The sequence below is a fragment of the Kitasatospora sp. NPDC004289 genome, assembly GCF_053602875.1.
Genome location: NZ_JBSGEL010000018.1, coordinates 93665 through 109269 on the forward strand (window position 1 = coordinate 93665; position 15605 = coordinate 109269).

Below are 15605 nucleotides of genomic sequence, written 5' to 3' on the forward strand. Positions count from 1 at the left end.
CGGCGGGCTTTCGGTGGCGGCGGGCCTTGTGGCGGCGGGCCCTTTGGTGGCGGGCCGTCAGTACAGGACGGCGCAACCGCGGCGGGTGAGCTCGGCCAGGGCGGCCGGGGAGGGGCGGGCCGCGTTCCAGCGCAGGTCGAGCTTCTCCAGGGCGGGGAGTTCGGCGACCCAGTCGGGAAGGGTGGCCAGCTGGTTGGAGCGCAGGTCGAGGTGGCGCAGCCGGGGCAGGGCGGCGAGCGGCTCCGGGACGGCGGTCAGCCGGTTGTCCCGCAGGTCGAGGTACCGGAGGTCGGCCAACGCGGCGGTGGAGGAGGGGAGTTCGGTGATGGCGTTGCCGCGCAGATGGAGTTCGCGGAGGGAGCGGAGCCGGCCGAGGGTGGCGGGGAGGGCGGCCAGGCGGTTGTGCTCGGCGCGGAGTTCGCGGAGGGAGGCGAGGCCGGCGAGGGCGTCCGGGAGGCGGGAGAGGCGGTTCTCGCCGATGTTGAGGTAGCGCAGCGCGGCAAGGCGGCCGAGGGCATCGGGGAGGGCGGTGAGGTGATTGTCGTGCAGGTAGAGGAAGTCCGAGAGGTCCGTCAACTCGCCCAGCTCGGGCGGGACTTCGGTGAGGCGGTTGTGGCCGAGGTCGAGGGTGCGGAGCCGCCGGAGGGCGGCGACGGCGGGCGACAGCTCGGTGAGCTCGTTGTCGGCGAGGATCAGGACGCGCAGCTCGGTGCGACGCCAGACCTCCTCGGGGACGTGACCCAGGCGCTGCTTCCAGAGGTCGAGGGTCGGCTCGTCCGTCCCGGTCACGGCGTCACCAGGTAGTTCTGGAAGGTGCGGGCGATCAGCGGGTGCAGCTCGTCGCGGGTGGCGGAGGCGAGCGGCTCGACCTTCACCACGTAGCGGGCCATCGCCAGTCCGACGATCTGGGAGAACATCAACTCGGCGCGCAGCTCGGGCTGTTCGACCTCCAGCCGGGAGGCGATCCGGTCGATCAGCTCGGCCGCGACGAAGCCCCGCATCAGCGCCGCCACCTGCTCGGTGGTGGCGGCCGCCCGGATCAGCGCCAGCAGACGGTCCAGCACGCCGGGCTGCTCCCAGAGCGTCAGCAGGAAATCGGCCACCCGGCCGCCGACGCCGGCCTGGTCGCCGGCCAGCGCCAGCTCCACCACGGCCCGTGGATCGACGGGCAACTCCAGGGCGGCGAGGAAGAGTTGGTCCTTGGTGCCGAAGTAGTGGTGCAGCAACGCCGCATCCACCCCGGCGGCCCGGGCGATCGCCCGCATGCTCGCCTTCTCGTACCCGCGCGCGGCGAACTCGGCCCGCGCGGCTTCCAACACCGTCCGCCGGGTGTCGGCCCCACCGGGCCGCCGCCCGGTCCGCTTCGCCGGCTTCTCTGAGGAGGTCACCGCCCAACTCTATGCACGCACCCGCAGACCCGGGCGCAGCCCCGCGACCGGGCGGCTCAGTTGCGCAGGCCCAGGACCAGGCGAATCGCGTCCTCCACCCGGCGCAGCTCGGCCGGAGCCAGCAGCCCGAGCCTCTTGCGGAGCCGCGCCTTGGCCACGGTGTGCAGGTCCGCACAGTTCACGTACGACTCGTCGTACTTGGTCAGACCCGACTCCGGCCCGACCGGGACGTGCGTGGACTCCGGGCCGGAGGTACCGGTGATCAGCACGACCGTCACCGCAGCCAGTGGCTCCGCGATCCGGTTCACCGTCAGGACCACCACGGGGTGGGGCCCCAACGGCTGCGGCAACGCACAGGCCCACACCTCGCCACGGAGTGCCGCACCCCGGCTCACCACTGCATCTCGTCCACGGCCGCCAGCTCGGCCTCGGTCGGCTCGGACACGCCATCGGGCAGGGGAGCCGGGTACCCACCGTGGAAGGCGCGGATCTCCTCGGCCGCGGTCACCTCCGCGGCCTCCCGGGCCAGGAGGCGCAGCCCCTCCCTGAGGGCATCCGAGGTCGACTCCAGCTGCAGGGCGGACATCACCTCCCGCAGGGCCCTCACCTCGTCACCCCGAAGGCGTACCTGCGCCACCTGACTGCCGGCCGGACCGGCCGCGACCGGACCGCGCTTGGCCTTGGCGGACGCACCCTTCTTGGCGACCGCCTTCTTCGCCCGCTTCTTGTCCGACCCAACCGCCGGACCACGATCATGTCGTACAGATGTCATACAGCAAGTCTCCCGGCCGCCTTCGCGCACCGTCAAGCAAGAACTGGCGGGAGATATCGGTCGTGCATCGAACGTGGCTGGGTCTGGCGCGTTGCTACGCGCGTAGATATGCTGCTCTTGTGACCATGTCCACTGTTGCAGCCAATGCCCCCGGCGCTGCGGGCGGCGGCCTTCAGGACGTTGCGGCGTCCGAGGCCTCGCTCCGCCGTTTCCTGCACGGCCTGCCCGGCGTCGACGCCGTCGGCCTGGAAGCCCGCGCCGCCACCCTCGGCACCCGTTCGATCAAGACCACGGCGAAGGCGTACGCCATCGACCTGGCGATCTCGATGATCGACCTGACCACGCTGGAAGGCGCGGACACGGTCGGCAAGGTGCGCGCCCTGTGCACCAAGGGCCGGAACCCCGACCCGAGCGACCCGACCGCCCCCCGGGTCGCCGCGATCTGCGTCTACCCGGACATGGTCGCCACCGCGAAGGCCGCCCTGGCCGGTACCGACATCCAGGTGGCCTCGGTGGCCACCGCCTTCCCGGCCGGCCGCGCCGCGCTGCCGGTGAAGCTGGCCGACACCGCCGACGCGGTGGCCGCCGGCGCCGACGAGATCGACATGGTGATCGACCGGGGGGCCTTCCTCTCCGGCCGCTACATGGACGTCTTCCAGGAGATCGTCGCGGTCAAGGAGGCGTGCAAGCGCCCCGACGGCACCGCCGCCCACCTCAAGGTGATCTTCGAGACCGGCGAGCTGCAGACGTACGACAACGTCCGCCGCGCCTCCTGGCTGGCCATGCTGGCCGGCGCCGACTTCATCAAGACCTCCACCGGCAAGGTGACGGTCAACGCCACTCCCCCGGTCACCCTGCTGATGCTGGAGGCCGTCCGGGACTTCAAGCAGGCGACCGGCATCCAGGTCGGCGTGAAGCCCGCCGGTGGCATCAAGACCACCAAGGACGCCATGAAGTACCTGGTCATGGTGAACGAGACGCTGGGCGACGACTGGCTGACCCCGCACTGGTTCCGCTTCGGCGCCTCCAGCCTGCTCAACGACCTGCTGATGCAGCGTCAGAAGCTGACCACCGGCCGGTACTCCGGTCCCGACTACGTGACGGTGGACTGATCCTCGTGGCCAAGAACAAGAACACCCCCCAGCCGCAGCAGGCCGAGGCCCCCAAGGGCGGCCTGTTCACGTACGCCCCGGCGCCCGAGTCCCCGGCCGCCGCCGGTGACATCGCCACCTCCTACGGGCACTTCATCGACGGCGCCTTCGTCGACTCCTCCGGCAGCGAGGCGCTGAAGACCGTCAACCCGGCCACCGAGCAGGTGCTGGCCGAGTTCGCCCAGGGCACCGACGAGGACGTGGACCGCGCCGTCGCCGCCGCCCGCCGGGCCTTCGCCGACTGGTCGGCGCTGCCGGGCAGCGAGCGGGCCAAGTACCTCTTCCGGATCGCCCGGATCGTCCAGGAGCGCTCGCGCGAGCTGGCGGTGCTGGAGTCGATCGACAACGGCAAGCCGATCCGGGAGACCCGGGACGTCGACCTGCCGCTGGTCGCCGCGCACTTCTTCTACTACGCGGGCTGGGCCGACAAGCTCGACTACGCCGGCTACGGGCCGAACCCGAAGCCGCTCGGCGTGGCCGGCCAGGTCATCCCGTGGAACTTCCCGCTGCTGATGCTGGCCTGGAAGATCGCCCCCGCGCTGGCCACCGGCAACACGGTCGTGCTCAAGCCGGCCCAGACCACCCCGCTGACCGCGCTGCGGTTCGCCGAGATCTGCCGCCAGGCCGGTCTGCCCAAGGGCGTCGTCAACATCGTCACCGGCGACGGCCGCACCGGCGCCGCGCTGACCTCCCACCCGGACGTCAACAAGGTGGCCTTCACCGGCTCCACCCCCGTCGGCCGGGCGATCGCCAAGCAGGTCGCGGGCACCCGCAAGAAGCTCTCGCTGGAGCTCGGCGGCAAGGCCGCCAACATCGTCTTCGACGACGCGCCGATCGACCAGGCGGTCGAGGGCATCGTCAACGGCATCTTCTTCAACCAGGGCCACGTCTGCTGCGCGGGCTCGCGCCTGCTGGTCCAGGAGTCGATCCAGGACGAGCTGCTGGACGCCCTCAAGCGCCGGATGGCCACCCTGCGGGTCGGCGACCCGCTGGACAAGAACACCGACATCGGCGCCATCAACTCGGCCGCCCAGCTGGCCCGGATCACCGAGCTCTCGGAGATCGGCGAGCTGGAGGGCGCCGAGCGCTGGGCCCCGGAGTGCGAACTCCCGGGCGCCGGTTACTGGTTCCGCCCGACGCTGTTCACCGGCGTCACCCAGGCGCACCGGATCGCCCGCGAGGAGGTCTTCGGCCCGGTGCTCTCGGTGCTGACCTTCCGCACCCCGACCGAGGCGGTCGAGAAGGCCAACAACACCCCGTACGGCCTGTCGGCGGGCATCTGGACCGAGAAGGGCTCGCGCATCCTCTGGATGGCGAACCAGCTCAAGGCCGGTGTGGTCTGGGCCAACACCTTCAACAAGTTCGACCCGACCTCGCCGTTCGGCGGCTACAAGGAGTCGGGCTACGGCCGCGAGGGCGGCCGCCACGGCCTGGAGGCGTACCTCGATGTCTGAGACCACCCTGAGCGTCTTCAAGACCTACAAGCTGTACGTCGGCGGGAAGTTCCCGCGCTCCGAGAGCGGGCGGGTGTACGAGGTGACCGACTCCAAGGGCCAGTGGCTCGCCAACGCCCCGCTCGGCACCCGCAAGGACACCCGTGACGCGGTGCAGGCCGCCCGCGGCGCCGTGAAGGGCTGGGCCGGCACCACCGCGTACAACCGCGGCCAGGTGCTGTACCGGATCGCCGAGATGCTCCAGGGCCGCCGCGAGCAGTTCGCCGCCGAGGTGGCCGCCGCCGAGGGCATCGGCACCAAGAAGGCCGCCGCCCTGGTGGACGCCGCGATCGACCGCTGGGTCTGGTACGCGGGCTGGACCGACAAGATCGCCCAGATCGCGGGCAACACCAACCCGGTGGCCGGGCCGTTCTTCAACATCTCCACCCCGGAGCCCTCGGGCGTCATCGGCGTGGTCGCCCCGCAGTCCGGGACGGGCTTCTCCTTCCTCGGCCTGATCTCGGTGATCGCCCCGGCGATCGCGGCGGGCAACACCGTGGTGGTCGCGGCCGCCGCCGAGGCCCCGCTGCCCGCGCTCTCGCTGGGCGAGGTGCTCGCCACCTCGGACCTGCCGGGCGGCGTGGTCAACGTCATCTCGGGCCGGACCGCCGACATCGCGCCGACGCTGGCCTCGCACCAGGACGTCAACGGGCTGGACCTGGCCGGGGCGATCGCCTCGGACGGGCCCGGCGCGGCGACCGAGCTGGAGGTGCTGGCCGCGGATACCCTGAAGCGAGTGCTCCGCCCGGAGCTCGGCGAGACCGACTTGGCCTGGACCAATGCGCCCGGAACCGAGCGGCTACTCTCCTTCCTGGAGACCAAGACGGTCTGGCACCCGATGGGTATCTGACCTTCCGTCAGGGACAACTCCACACAGACTGGCCCGTCCCCCGTGCCCTCACCCCCCCAGGGCCCGGACGGGCCACGGACGGGCCCGCGCATCTCCCCCCCTTGCGCGGGCCCGTCGCCCTTTCCCGGGCCGGCCCCGTCCTTCCTCCGCCCGTGGTCGCATCCCTGCCTGTCATCCCCTAGGGGCGGGACCCTCCGCACGGGGGTGCACCCGCGCTGAGCTGCGTCGTAGGGTCGTCGAAGGGAAACGATCTTGGGGGGTTCGGGATGTGGGAGATCCTCGGCGAGCTGGCCGTGCTGATGGGGGACGGGCCGCTGCGGGCGCTGCGCGCGCGGCGGGCGATGCGCCGGCTGCGGGCCGGGAAGCAGACCAGGCTGCCCTGCGCGGTGCGCTCCGGACGCCCGGGATGGCCGGCCGAGTACACCAACGGGAGCCTGCTGTTCACCCCCGGGCGGGCGGAGGCGGCGTTCGGGTCCCGGGCGTACCCGTACCTGGAGTTCCCGGTCGGCGGGGAGCTGCTGGACCCGGAGCCGGGGGTCTGGCACGACGAGGACTGGGCGGCCAAGCGGTACGAGCCCGCCGACGGCGGCCCGGTGTACGTCCAGGTGCACAGCCGGTACCTGCCCGCGCTGGGTGTGGCGCTCGTCTCGCCCCCGTCGAAGAACTGACGTCCCGTCGGTTTCGGGATCGCCCGGGAGTGCGTCAGACTGGTGTCTCGTGAGTGACTCCCCCATGAACCCCGCCCCGACGGCGCGTGCGCTGGTCGTCCTGCTGTCCGGGCCCTCCGGATCGGGCAAGTCCTCGCTGGCCGAGCGGACCGGACTGCCGGTGCTCCAGCTCGACGACTTCTACAAGGACGGCGACGACCCGACGCTGCCCCGCCTCCCGGCCGAGGCCGGCGGCGGGACCGACTGGGACTCGCCGCTCTCCTGGCACCTGGACCAGGCCCTGGAGGCGGTCCGCCGGCTGGCGGAGACCGGGCGGGCCGAGGTCCCGGTGTACTCGATCCCGGCCAACGGACGGGCCGGCAGCCGGGAGTTGGACCTGAACGGGGCCCCGGCCTTCATCGCCGAGGGGATATTCGCGGCCGAGCTGGCGAACCTCTGCGCGGACCAGGGCCTGCTCGGCGAGGCGATCTGCCTGCGCAACCGCCCGACCACCACCGCCTGGCGGCGCTTCCGCCGCGACGTCCGCGAGGGCCGCAAGTCCGTGCCGATGCTGATCCGGCGCGGCTGGCGCCTGATGCGCGCCGAGCGCGGCATCGTCGCCCGCCAGGTCGAGCTCGGCGCCCTGGCCTGCGCCGGCCCGGAGGCCGAGCAGCGGGTCCGCGCGGTGGCCACCCGCAGCCCGGCTCCCGCGACGGTCTGACGGCGGATCCGAGGCCCTGGCCGCCCGGCCACACGAACCTCCCGACACCCGGGACGGCCGGACCGGCACCGGGCCGAGCCCTGGCAGCCGCCTGCCGACCGGCACCCTCCACGACCTGACGGCACGCCCGTGGGCCCCGAACATCCGAGAAGGCCGGACTCTCGGCGGGCCGCACGACGAAGGCCGCCCGCAGCCCGGCTCCCGCCACCGTCCGACGACCGACGTCCGACGTCCGAAGTCCGAACCCCGCGCCGCCCGGAGCGGGCTGCCCTGCACCGGGCCGAGCGGTGGCGCTCCGTCAGCTCCGCCCCGCTCGGGACGACGCGGTACGCGTGCATGCAGAAGGGCCCGGTGCCGCTCCCCGGCACCGGGCCCTTCCGTTACGGCCACGTTCCTTCCGGCCACCGCTCCCCCGAGTCGGCTACCGGTTCCCTGACGTGACCTTTCCCGTCCCCCGACGGGAGTCTCGTTACGGCGTCACGCCACCAGCTCGCCGAAGGCGTGCACGGTGTCGCCGTTGCGGTTGAGCTGCTCGTCGTCGCGCAGGCGGCGCAGCGCGCGCCAGATGCTGCTCTTGACGGTGCCGACGCTGATGCCGAGGATGCCGGCGATCTCCGGGTCGGTGCGGCCCTCGTAGTAGCGGAGCACCAGCATGGTGCGCTGGTTCTCCGGCAGCTTCGCCAGCGCCTGCCAGAGCACGGCGCGCAGCTCGGTGCCGCCCATCGCGTCGGTGTCGCCGGCGGTCTCCGGCAGCTCCTCGGTCGGGTACTCGGCGACCTTGCGGCGGCGCCAGGCGGAGATGTGCAGGTTGGTCATGGTGCGGCGCAGGTACCCGCCGACCGCGGCCTTGTCGGTGATCCGGTCCCAGGCGCGGTAGGTGGAGAACAGCGCGCTCTGCAGCAGGTCCTCGGCCTCGTACCGGTCGCCGGTCAGGTGGTACGCGGTGGCGAACAGCGAGGCCCGGCGGGCCTGCACGTAGGCGGTGAACTCGGCGATGTTGTCGCCGGGTTCGGCCTTCGCCGGCTCGAACGCGGCGGCCGGGGCCGCCGGCTCCTCGGCCGGCCGGGCGGGCGCCACGGGCTGCGGCGCGAGCCGCAGCAGCGTGGCACCGGCGCTCTCGCGCCCCTGTCCGCCGACGACGGGGAGCACCCCGCGCAGCGTCAGGGTCTGCGCGGACTCGGTCGCACTCCCCATGCGACCGATTCCGTACAGCTCCCCCCTCGTCCCGCCGAGGCGGCGGGACCCGGTGCTGTGTGCGCACCCCCGTACGATCACGGCACCGGAGTTCTCGTCCGTCCTCACCTCGAAGTGCGTGCGGGACGAACGCGCGTGGTTGACTGCCGCGTTGCTGCGGGTCTTGAGCGTGGCGTTCATCGTGCACCCCCGTGGGTCGGTACGGTTCCTGCCGCCCGGGAACTGCGGCGACATGGAAAATCCTGCCGTCCCGTTGTGATGGGGGTGTCCGCCGACTGTCACAGGGCTGTCACAGCCGCCGGGACCTTCGGCCCGTCGGAGGGGGACGCCAGAAGCGGAGGTTCCGGTTGCAGAGGAGTTGCACGACCTCCCCTGGTGGGTGAAGCCCGGCGCCCCGTGGTCCAGAATGAGCCCGTGCCTTTCCTCCTTCTGATCGAGGACGACGACGCCATCCGGACCGGCCTCGAACTCGCCCTCACCCGCCAGGGTCACCGTGTGGCCGCCGCCGCCTCGGGCGAGGACGGCCTCAAGCTGTTCAAGGAGCAGCGTCCGGACCTGATCGTGCTCGACGTCATGCTCCCCGGGATCGACGGCTTCGAGGTCTGCCGCCGGATCCGGCGCACCGACCAGCTGCCGATCATCCTGCTCACCGCACGCTCCGACGACATCGACGTGGTGGTCGGCCTGGAGTCCGGCGCGGACGACTACGTGGTCAAGCCGGTGCAGCCCCGGGTGCTGGACGCCCGGATCAGGGCGGTGCTGCGCCGGGGCGAGCGCGAGAGCTCGGACTCCTCCACCTACGGCAGCGTGGTCATCGACCGCTCCGCGATGACCGTCACCAAGGACGGCGCGGACCTCCAACTGACGCCCACCGAGCTGCGCTTGCTGCTGGAGCTGAGCCGCCGGCCGGGCCAGGCGCTGTCCCGCCAGCAGCTGCTGCGGCTGGTCTGGGAGCACGACTACCTGGGCGACTCCCGGCTGGTGGACGCCTGCGTGCAGCGGCTGCGGGCCAAGGTGGAGGACGTCCCGTCCGCCCCGACCCTGATCCGCACCGTCCGCGGGGTGGGCTACCGGCTCGACCCGCCGTCCCAGCCCTGACGGCCGCTCAGCACCCGCTCCTCCCCCTGACCGGACCGGAACCGACCGGAGACCAGCCGACGTGACCGACCCCCAGACCGCGCCCCGCCGCCCGGGGCGCAGCCTCCACCTGCGCTCGCTCCGGGTGCGGCTGGTCGCGGTGTTCGCCGTGGTGGCGCTGACCACCGCCTGCTCGGCCTCCGGCATCGCCTACTGGCTGAACCGCGACGGCGTGCTCAAGCGCGCCCAGAACACCGCGCTCAACGACTTCCGGGGATCGGTCTCGCGGAACGTCGGCTCCGTCTCCGGCAGTCCGGCCTGTGCCGAACTCACCTACCTCGCCCAACAGGTGGCCGCCTCGGGGCTCAACTACGACGTGGTGGTGGTCGACCCGAAGGTGACCGGCTGCGTCGCCTCCTCCAACCCGACCCGGTTCACCGAGGCGCAGGTGCCGGCCTCACTGCGGTCGATCGTCGACACGCCGCGCCAGGTCAGCGCCGCCCAGCCGTACGAGTACCACCTGTACTGGCAGCGGTTGAACCTGGACGGCCCGTACCTGGTCGGCGGCAGCCGGGTGGTGAACACCGATCTGACCGCCTACATGTTCAAGTCGCTGGCCAACGAGCGGACCGACCTCAACACCCTGGGCTGGTCGCTGGCGATCGCCACCCTGCTGGCGCTGATCGGCTCGGCCCTGATCGCCCAGGCGGCCGCCGCCACCGTGCTGCGGCCGGTGCGCCACCTCGGCGAGGCCGCCCGCCGGCTCGGCGAGGGCCACCTGGACACCCGCCTGGAGATCGAGGGGGCGGACGAACTCTCGGACCTGGCGCGGACGTTCAACAGCACCGCCGAGGCGCTCTCCGAGCAGGTCGCCGAGCTCAGCGCCCGGGAGGCGCAGAGCCGCCGGTTCGTCGCCGACATGTCGCACGAGCTGCGCACCCCGCTCACCGCGATGACCGCCGTCACGGACATCCTGGAGGACGAGGCCGAGTCGCTGGACCCGATGATCGAGCCCGCCGTCCGGCTGGTGGTCAGCGAGACCAGGCGCCTGTCCGACCTGGTGGAGAACCTGATGGAGGTGACCCGCTTCGACGCGGGCACCGCCAAGCTGGTCGCCGACGAGGTGGACGTGGCGGATCTGATCATGTCCTGCATCGACGGCCGCGCCTGGTACGACGCGGTGGAGGTGGACGCGCCGCGCGGCATCCTCGCGGTGGTGGACCCCCGGCGCCTGGACGTGGTCTTCGCCAACCTGATCGGCAACGCCCTCAAGCACGGCGGCTCGCCGGTGCGGGTGAAGGTCCGCCAGGACGGCGAGAAGGTGGTCATCGACGTCTCCGACAGCGGCCCGGGCATCCCGGAGGACGTGCTGCCGCACGTCTTCGACCGCTTCTACAAGGCCGACAAGGGCCGCGCCCGGTCCGAGGGCAGCGGTCTGGGGCTGTCCATCGCGATGGCCAACGCGCAGATCCACGGCGGCACCATCACCGCCGCCAACTCCCCCGACGGCGGCGCCGTCTTCACCCTCACCCTCCCGATCCGTCCCGAGGAGGCCACCCAGTGACCCCCCGTCAGCTCCTGGCGGGCGCCCTCCTCGCCCTCGCCCTGACCGGCTGCGGCATCCGCCCCACCGCCGTCCCGGTCGACGCGGGCGCCCCGGCCGTCCGCACCGCCTGCCCGAGCCCGGTGCACATCCCGGAGGCCCCCGCCCCGAGGCCCTCCGTCTCCTCCGCCGGGTCCGAGTCCGACTCGGGCTCCGGTTCCGGCTCAGGGGCGGCCAAGGCACCGGCGGTCTCGCCGACCCCGGCCCCGCTGTTCAGCGTCAGCCAGACGCCGACCCCGACGCCCACGCCCACACCGACCGCGAATCCCTCGCGCTGCCCGTAACGGGCGTCACCCGGCCGGCCGTGGAACCGTTCGGTCCGGCGGCCACGTCGTGGGGGGTGTGACCGATCAGGCGGAGACGGGACGTGGCGGGCCGGCGGTGTCGGCCCGGCTGCGGCTGGTGGGCGTGCTGCTGCTGGCGGCGTACCTCGGACTGGTCGGGTGGGTGGTGCTGCGGCCGGTGGACGTCGGCTGGACCAGCCCGGCCAACCTGACGCCCTTCGGCTCGGTCCGGTACGCCTTCGAACTCGGCTGGCCCGAGGGCGCCCGGCAGTTGGCCGGCGGGCTGCTGCCGCTGGCCCCGCTCGGGGTGCTGCTGCCGCTGGCCGGCGGCCGGGTACGGGCCCGCTGGCTGCCCTCGCTGCTGCGGACCGCGGGCACCACGGCGCTGATCGCCACCGCGCTGGAGATCCTCAAGGGCTGGGCGCCCGGCCACGTGCTGAACGTGGACGACCTGATGCTCGGTACCCTCGGCGCCGGCGTGCTCCACCTGGCCGTCGTCCCGGCCGCCCGGGCCTGGACCCTCGCGCTCGGCCGCCCCGGCCGCCCGTCCGACGCCGCTCCGGACCCGGCGGCGGAGCCGGCACCGCTCCAGACCCCGTTCCAGGCGCCTTTCCAGGGCCAGCGCCCGCTGCGGCCGCTGGAGGCCGGCCGGCGCGGCGGCCTGACGGGGGCTCAGCCCTCCCGCTAGGCCTGTTCGTCGGAGCTTCCCGCCGGGCTTCGCCTTCGGCTGACGGACCATCGAGGACGGCGACGCGCTGCTGACGCCCGGCCGTGCGGCCGGTGCACTCGGGGTAACCCCGAGGGGAACCCTGACCCGGGGAGTACTCCTGCCCGGTGAGAAGGCGGGGTCGGGGATCGGCATCCAGACGGACGGCCCGGCGGGATCGGGACGGGAGTATGGAGTCATGCCCGCCGGAGAGGCCGGACCGGGCGCCAGTCAGACGGAGCTGATCAGAATGGCCCTCGCCCGCCCCCGCCACAACCGCGTCATCGCCGGCGTCTGCGCCGGGCTCGCCAAGCGTTTCGGGCTGGCCCCCTGGACGGTCCGGATCATCGCCATCGCCTCCTGCCTGCTCCCCGGCCCGCAGTTCCTGATCTACCTGGCGCTCTGGCTGCTGCTCCCCCAGGAGCCGTGAGCACCCGCCCCGCACCGACCGTCCACCGAACGCCGGGAGCCCCCGGTCGGCCCTTCGCGGGCCGGCCGGGGGCTCCCCTCGTGACGGGGCCCTGTGTGCGACGGGGCGTCAGGCGGTGGCCGGGGCTCGGAAACGGGGAACGGCCCGCCCCGGACGGGGAGCGGGCCGGACCGGAGGCCGCCACCCGCACGCGAGGTGCGGACGACGGCCCGGAAGCCGGACGGAGTGGGTCAGCCGCCGATGCCCGGGAGGCCGCCGCCGGGCAGACCGCCGCCGACGAGGCCGGTCACGCTGCCGACGGGCGTCTTGTCGAGGCCCTCCGCGCCGGGAAGCGGGACCGGGAGGGCGCGCGGCGCGGCGGCGTCGGCGACCGGCGCGGCGGCGCCGTCCACCATCGGGGCGGTCTGGTCGGTGACCGGGGCGGTCATCGGCTGGGCCGACTCCGGGGCCTGCGCGACCGGGCCGGCCACGTCCGGGTTGAGGTTGCCGACGGCCTCGGTGACCGGGGCGGTGGCGGGCAGCTTGCCGACGGTGCTGGTCGCGGCACCGGTCAGCGCACCGGAGTTGGTGAGCAAGCTGGTCGGGCCCCCGAGCCCGCCCGGGGCGGCAGCGGAGGCGGAACCGGCAGCAACGGCCGCGATCGCGACGCCGAGCGCAGCGGTCCCGGCAGCCTTCAGAGTGGCCTGCTTCATGAGTTGGTCCTCGTGTCCTCGTCGGTGGCCGACGCGACGGCACGCACCCATGGAGTGCCCACCGCTACGCCGTGTCAGCTGTGACTGGCACACCGTAGTGACTGCGTCGCACGCGGATCAAAGACGCGTAACTCACTTGGCCCATTTGTCAGATGAGCGCGGAACCAGTGGTCACGGTTCCGCGCTCATCCGTTCGGCCATCCGAGCAGATGTCAGGCCTTGGCGCTGAACAGCCACTCGGCCTTGAGCTCGGCGTAGCCCGGCTTGATCACGTCGTTGATCATCGCCAGCCGCTCGTCGAAGGGCAGGAACGCGGACTTCATCGCGTTGACGGTGAACCACTCCATGTCCGCCAGGGTGTAGCCGAAGGCGTCCACCAGGTGGCCGAACTCCTGGCTCATCGACGTCCCGCTCATCAGGCGGTTGTCGGTGTTGACGGTGACCCGGAACTTCAGCCGGCTGAGCAGGCCGATCGGGTGCTCGGCGTAGGAACTCGCCGCCGCCGTCTGGAGGTTGGAGGTCGGGCACATCTCCAGCGGGACGCGCTTGTCGCGCACGTAGGCGGCCAGCCGGCCCAGCTCCACGGAGCCGTCCTCGTTGACGGTGATGTCGTCGATGATCCGGACGCCGTGGCCGAGGCGGTCCGCGCCGCAGCACTGCAGCGCCTCCCAGATCGACGGCAGGCCGAAGGCCTCGCCGGCGTGGATGGTGAAGTGGTTGTTCTCGCCCTTGAGGTAGTCGAAGGCGCCCTGGTGCCGGGTCGGCGGGTGGCCCGCCTCGGCGCCGGCGATGTCGAAGCCGACCACGCCCTGGTCCCGGTAGCGGTTGGCCAGCTCGGCGATCTCCTGCGAACGGGCGGCGTGCCGCATGGCCGTCAGCAGCGTGCCCACCCGGATCCGGTGACCCTTCTCGCGGGCGTTCGCCTCGCCGAGGCGGAAGCCCTCGTTGACCGCCTCCACGACCTCGTCGAGGGTCAGGCCCTTCTCCAGGTGCTGCTCCGGCGCGTAGCGCACCTCGGCGTAGACGACGCCGTCGGCGGCCAGGTCCTCCGCACAGTCGGCGGCGACCTTCACCAGCGCCTCGCGGGTCTGCATCACCGCGCAGGTGTGCGCGAAGGTCTCCAGGTACCGCACCAGCGAACCGGAGTCGGCCGCCTCGCGGAACCACACTCCCAGCTCCTTGGGGTCGGTGGTCGGGAGCCCCTCGTACCCGACGGCTGCGGCCAGCTCGACGATGGTCTCGGGGCGCAGACCGCCGTCCAGGTGGTCGTGCAGCAGCACCTTCGGTGCGCGGGCGATCTGGTCGGCGGTGGGGATGCGGGGGCCTGTGGTGCCCGTGATGGCAGTCTGCTTCTCCATTGCGGGAGTGTAGCCCCTACGCGCGTAGATTCACCACGCAGAATCCCGGATTCCATCGAACGGCGCAGCGCGGAGCGCCTGGCGGTGAGCCCGTACCGGACCGGACACCGCACACCGACGGGCCGCCCGGCCGGACCGGAGGGCGGCTCCGGGGTCCGCGGAGCCGCCCCGGCCCGCTGCGGGTGGTCAGCCCTTGAGGCGGTGCTTCAGGGTGAGCAGGGCGCCGGTGGGGCCGTGGGGGGCGAGCCAGGTGGTGTCCTCGCGGTCGGTGGCGTCGAAGCGGTACTTGTAGGGCTCGGTGCCGCGGAGGAAGTCGAAGACGGCGAGCTTCTGGTCGGCGCAGGCGCGGACCGCCTCCGCGATGATCGCGGTGCCGAGCCGCAGCGGGGCCCAGGACGGGTCCCAGCCGATCTGGTAGTAGGCGAAGGTGTCGCGCCAGAGGAAGCCGTAGAGCCCGCCGATCACCGTGCCCTCGTGCTCGGCGACCAGGAAGGCCGGCCCGGCCCCGGGGCGGGCCCGGGAGACCAGGAGCCGGTGCAGTGGCAGCCGGTCCTCGTCGAAGGTGGTGCCCTTGCCGAGGGCGTCGCGACGCAGCCGGTGCAGCCGCACGATCGCGGGCAGCAGCCCAGCGTCGGCCTCGCCCGGCGCCACCCAGCGGAACGTCACCCCGGCGGCCGCCAACTTCCGCCCGTACCGCCGCAGATCGGAGCGGAACTGCTTGGACCCGAGCACCTCGAAGCCGTCCGCCAGCCCCACCCGGGGGCAGGACTGCCCGGCGACCCGCCGGGCCCCGCCGGGCAGCAGGTCGGCCGCGCCGGGGTCGAGGTCGGGCAGCCACAGCGTCTCGCGGCGGGCCAGCCCGCCCAGCCAGGCGCGCAGTTCGGCCCGCCGCCCGGGCCGGCAGGCGAAGGTGCCGTGGTCCGCCGCCCCGGGCCCGCTGCCCAGCGGGGTGAGGCAGCGGACGGCGGCGGGGAGCCGGGGGTGCAGGCGCAGACTGGTGCGGTGCAGCGGGGCGACGGCCTCGACGGTGCCGTCGGCGGCCCGCCAGACGGCGATCTCGGCCGGGCCGCGACGCCCGAGGGTCTCCCACCAGGCGAGCACCCAGTCCGGGGTGGCGAACCACGAGGCCCCCGGATCCTCCTCGGCCAACTCCCGCCAGCCGTCGATCAGTTCACCCGACAGATCCCCCGGCGCGTACAGCTCCGGCACCAGCCCCACCCCCACGATCCCTCCGAACCC

18 protein-coding genes are annotated in these 15605 nt (G+C 73.1%); 10 read left to right on the top strand and 8 right to left on the bottom strand.

The window, feature by feature from the left end:
* Positions 1-57: 57 nt before the first annotated feature.
* Genes ACWEPF_RS14755 through ACWEPF_RS14770 form a run of 4 tightly spaced genes read right to left on the bottom strand, consistent with a single transcriptional unit; the run spans position 58 to position 2160 of the window.
* Positions 58-789 (bottom strand): leucine-rich repeat domain-containing protein, encoded by a 732-nt coding sequence (locus tag ACWEPF_RS14755; RefSeq protein WP_452172802.1) that lies wholly within the window; start codon positions 787-789, stop codon positions 58-60.
* Positions 786-1388: a TetR/AcrR family transcriptional regulator gene (locus tag ACWEPF_RS14760; protein ID WP_452172803.1), complete on the bottom strand. Its 603-nt coding sequence runs from the start codon at positions 1386-1388 to the stop codon at positions 786-788. The genes ACWEPF_RS14755 and ACWEPF_RS14760 overlap by 4 nt, the downstream gene beginning before the upstream one ends.
* A gap of 56 nt (positions 1389-1444) precedes the next feature.
* Complete coding sequence (locus ACWEPF_RS14765) at positions 1445-1786, bottom strand: type II toxin-antitoxin system PemK/MazF family toxin (protein ID WP_452172804.1); 342 nt, start codon at positions 1784-1786, stop codon at positions 1445-1447.
* The gene (locus ACWEPF_RS14770; RefSeq protein WP_452172805.1) at positions 1780-2160 is read right to left on the bottom strand and encodes a hypothetical protein; all 381 of its coding nucleotides are present in this window, start codon (positions 2158-2160) and stop codon (positions 1780-1782) included. Before ACWEPF_RS14770 ends, ACWEPF_RS14765 begins: the two co-directional genes overlap by 7 nt.
* Positions 2161-2285: 125 nt before the next feature.
* Between ACWEPF_RS14770 and deoC the strand changes: the two genes are divergently transcribed.
* The 5 genes from deoC to ACWEPF_RS14795 all read left to right on the top strand — a co-directional run bounded on the left by deoC (position 2286) and on the right by ACWEPF_RS14795 (position 7022).
* Positions 2286-3272, top strand: coding sequence for a deoxyribose-phosphate aldolase (gene deoC / locus ACWEPF_RS14775; RefSeq protein ID WP_345291041.1), 987 nt, complete (start codon positions 2286-2288; stop codon positions 3270-3272).
* Between the two features lie 5 nt (positions 3273-3277).
* Complete coding sequence (locus ACWEPF_RS14780) at positions 3278-4765, top strand: aldehyde dehydrogenase family protein (RefSeq protein ID WP_345291042.1); 1488 nt, start codon at positions 3278-3280, stop codon at positions 4763-4765.
* A complete protein-coding gene (locus ACWEPF_RS14785) occupies positions 4758-5654 on the top strand; it encodes an aldehyde dehydrogenase family protein (protein WP_452172806.1) in 897 nt (298 codons plus the stop codon). Before ACWEPF_RS14780 ends, ACWEPF_RS14785 begins: the two co-directional genes overlap by 8 nt.
* A gap of 266 nt (positions 5655-5920) precedes the next feature.
* A complete protein-coding gene (locus ACWEPF_RS14790; protein ID WP_452172807.1) occupies positions 5921-6322 on the top strand; it encodes a hypothetical protein in 402 nt (133 codons plus the stop codon).
* A 64-nt stretch (positions 6323-6386) separates the two neighbouring features.
* Positions 6387-7022, top strand: coding sequence for an ATP-binding protein (locus tag ACWEPF_RS14795; RefSeq protein ID WP_452172830.1), 636 nt, complete (start codon positions 6387-6389; stop codon positions 7020-7022).
* 477 nt (positions 7023-7499) lie between these two features.
* On the opposite strand, the gene ACWEPF_RS14800 is transcribed toward ACWEPF_RS14795, so the two are convergent.
* A complete protein-coding gene (locus ACWEPF_RS14800) occupies positions 7500-8396 on the bottom strand; it encodes a SigE family RNA polymerase sigma factor (protein WP_345291045.1) in 897 nt (298 codons plus the stop codon).
* Positions 8397-8630: 234 nt separating this feature from the next.
* On the opposite strand from ACWEPF_RS14800, the gene ACWEPF_RS14805 reads away from it, so the two are divergent.
* The 5 genes from ACWEPF_RS14805 (at position 8631) to ACWEPF_RS14825 (ending at position 12316) form a co-directional block, all read left to right on the top strand.
* Entirely contained in the window at positions 8631-9314 is a 684-nt protein-coding gene (locus tag ACWEPF_RS14805) for a response regulator transcription factor (RefSeq protein WP_345291046.1), read from the top strand.
* Between the two features lie 61 nt (positions 9315-9375).
* A complete protein-coding gene (locus ACWEPF_RS14810; RefSeq protein ID WP_345291047.1) occupies positions 9376-10857 on the top strand; it encodes a HAMP domain-containing sensor histidine kinase in 1482 nt (493 codons plus the stop codon).
* On the top strand, positions 10854-11180 hold the full coding sequence (locus ACWEPF_RS14815; protein ID WP_452172808.1) for a hypothetical protein: 327 nt from the start codon (positions 10854-10856) through the stop codon (positions 11178-11180). Before ACWEPF_RS14810 ends, ACWEPF_RS14815 begins: the two co-directional genes overlap by 4 nt.
* A gap of 58 nt (positions 11181-11238) precedes the next feature.
* Positions 11239-11868 (top strand): VanZ family protein, encoded by a 630-nt coding sequence (locus tag ACWEPF_RS14820; RefSeq protein ID WP_452172809.1) that lies wholly within the window; start codon positions 11239-11241, stop codon positions 11866-11868.
* A gap of 268 nt (positions 11869-12136) precedes the next feature.
* Positions 12137-12316, top strand: a complete 180-nt coding sequence (locus tag ACWEPF_RS14825; protein WP_345291063.1) for a PspC domain-containing protein — start codon at positions 12137-12139, stop codon at positions 12314-12316.
* Positions 12317-12546: 230 nt separating this feature from the next.
* Here the strand turns inward: ACWEPF_RS14825 and ACWEPF_RS14830 are convergent, their stop codons facing one another.
* From ACWEPF_RS14830 to ACWEPF_RS14840, 3 genes are all read right to left on the bottom strand, one after another.
* Entirely contained in the window at positions 12547-13008 is a 462-nt protein-coding gene (locus tag ACWEPF_RS14830; RefSeq protein WP_345291050.1) for a hypothetical protein, read from the bottom strand.
* Between the two features lie 212 nt (positions 13009-13220).
* Positions 13221-14366, bottom strand: a complete 1146-nt coding sequence (locus ACWEPF_RS14835; protein WP_345291051.1) for an adenosine deaminase — start codon at positions 14364-14366, stop codon at positions 13221-13223.
* 186 nt (positions 14367-14552) lie between these two features.
* Positions 14553-15584: a GNAT family N-acetyltransferase gene (locus ACWEPF_RS14840; RefSeq protein WP_452172810.1), complete on the bottom strand. Its 1032-nt coding sequence runs from the start codon at positions 15582-15584 to the stop codon at positions 14553-14555.
* Positions 15585-15605: the final 21 nt, after the last annotated feature.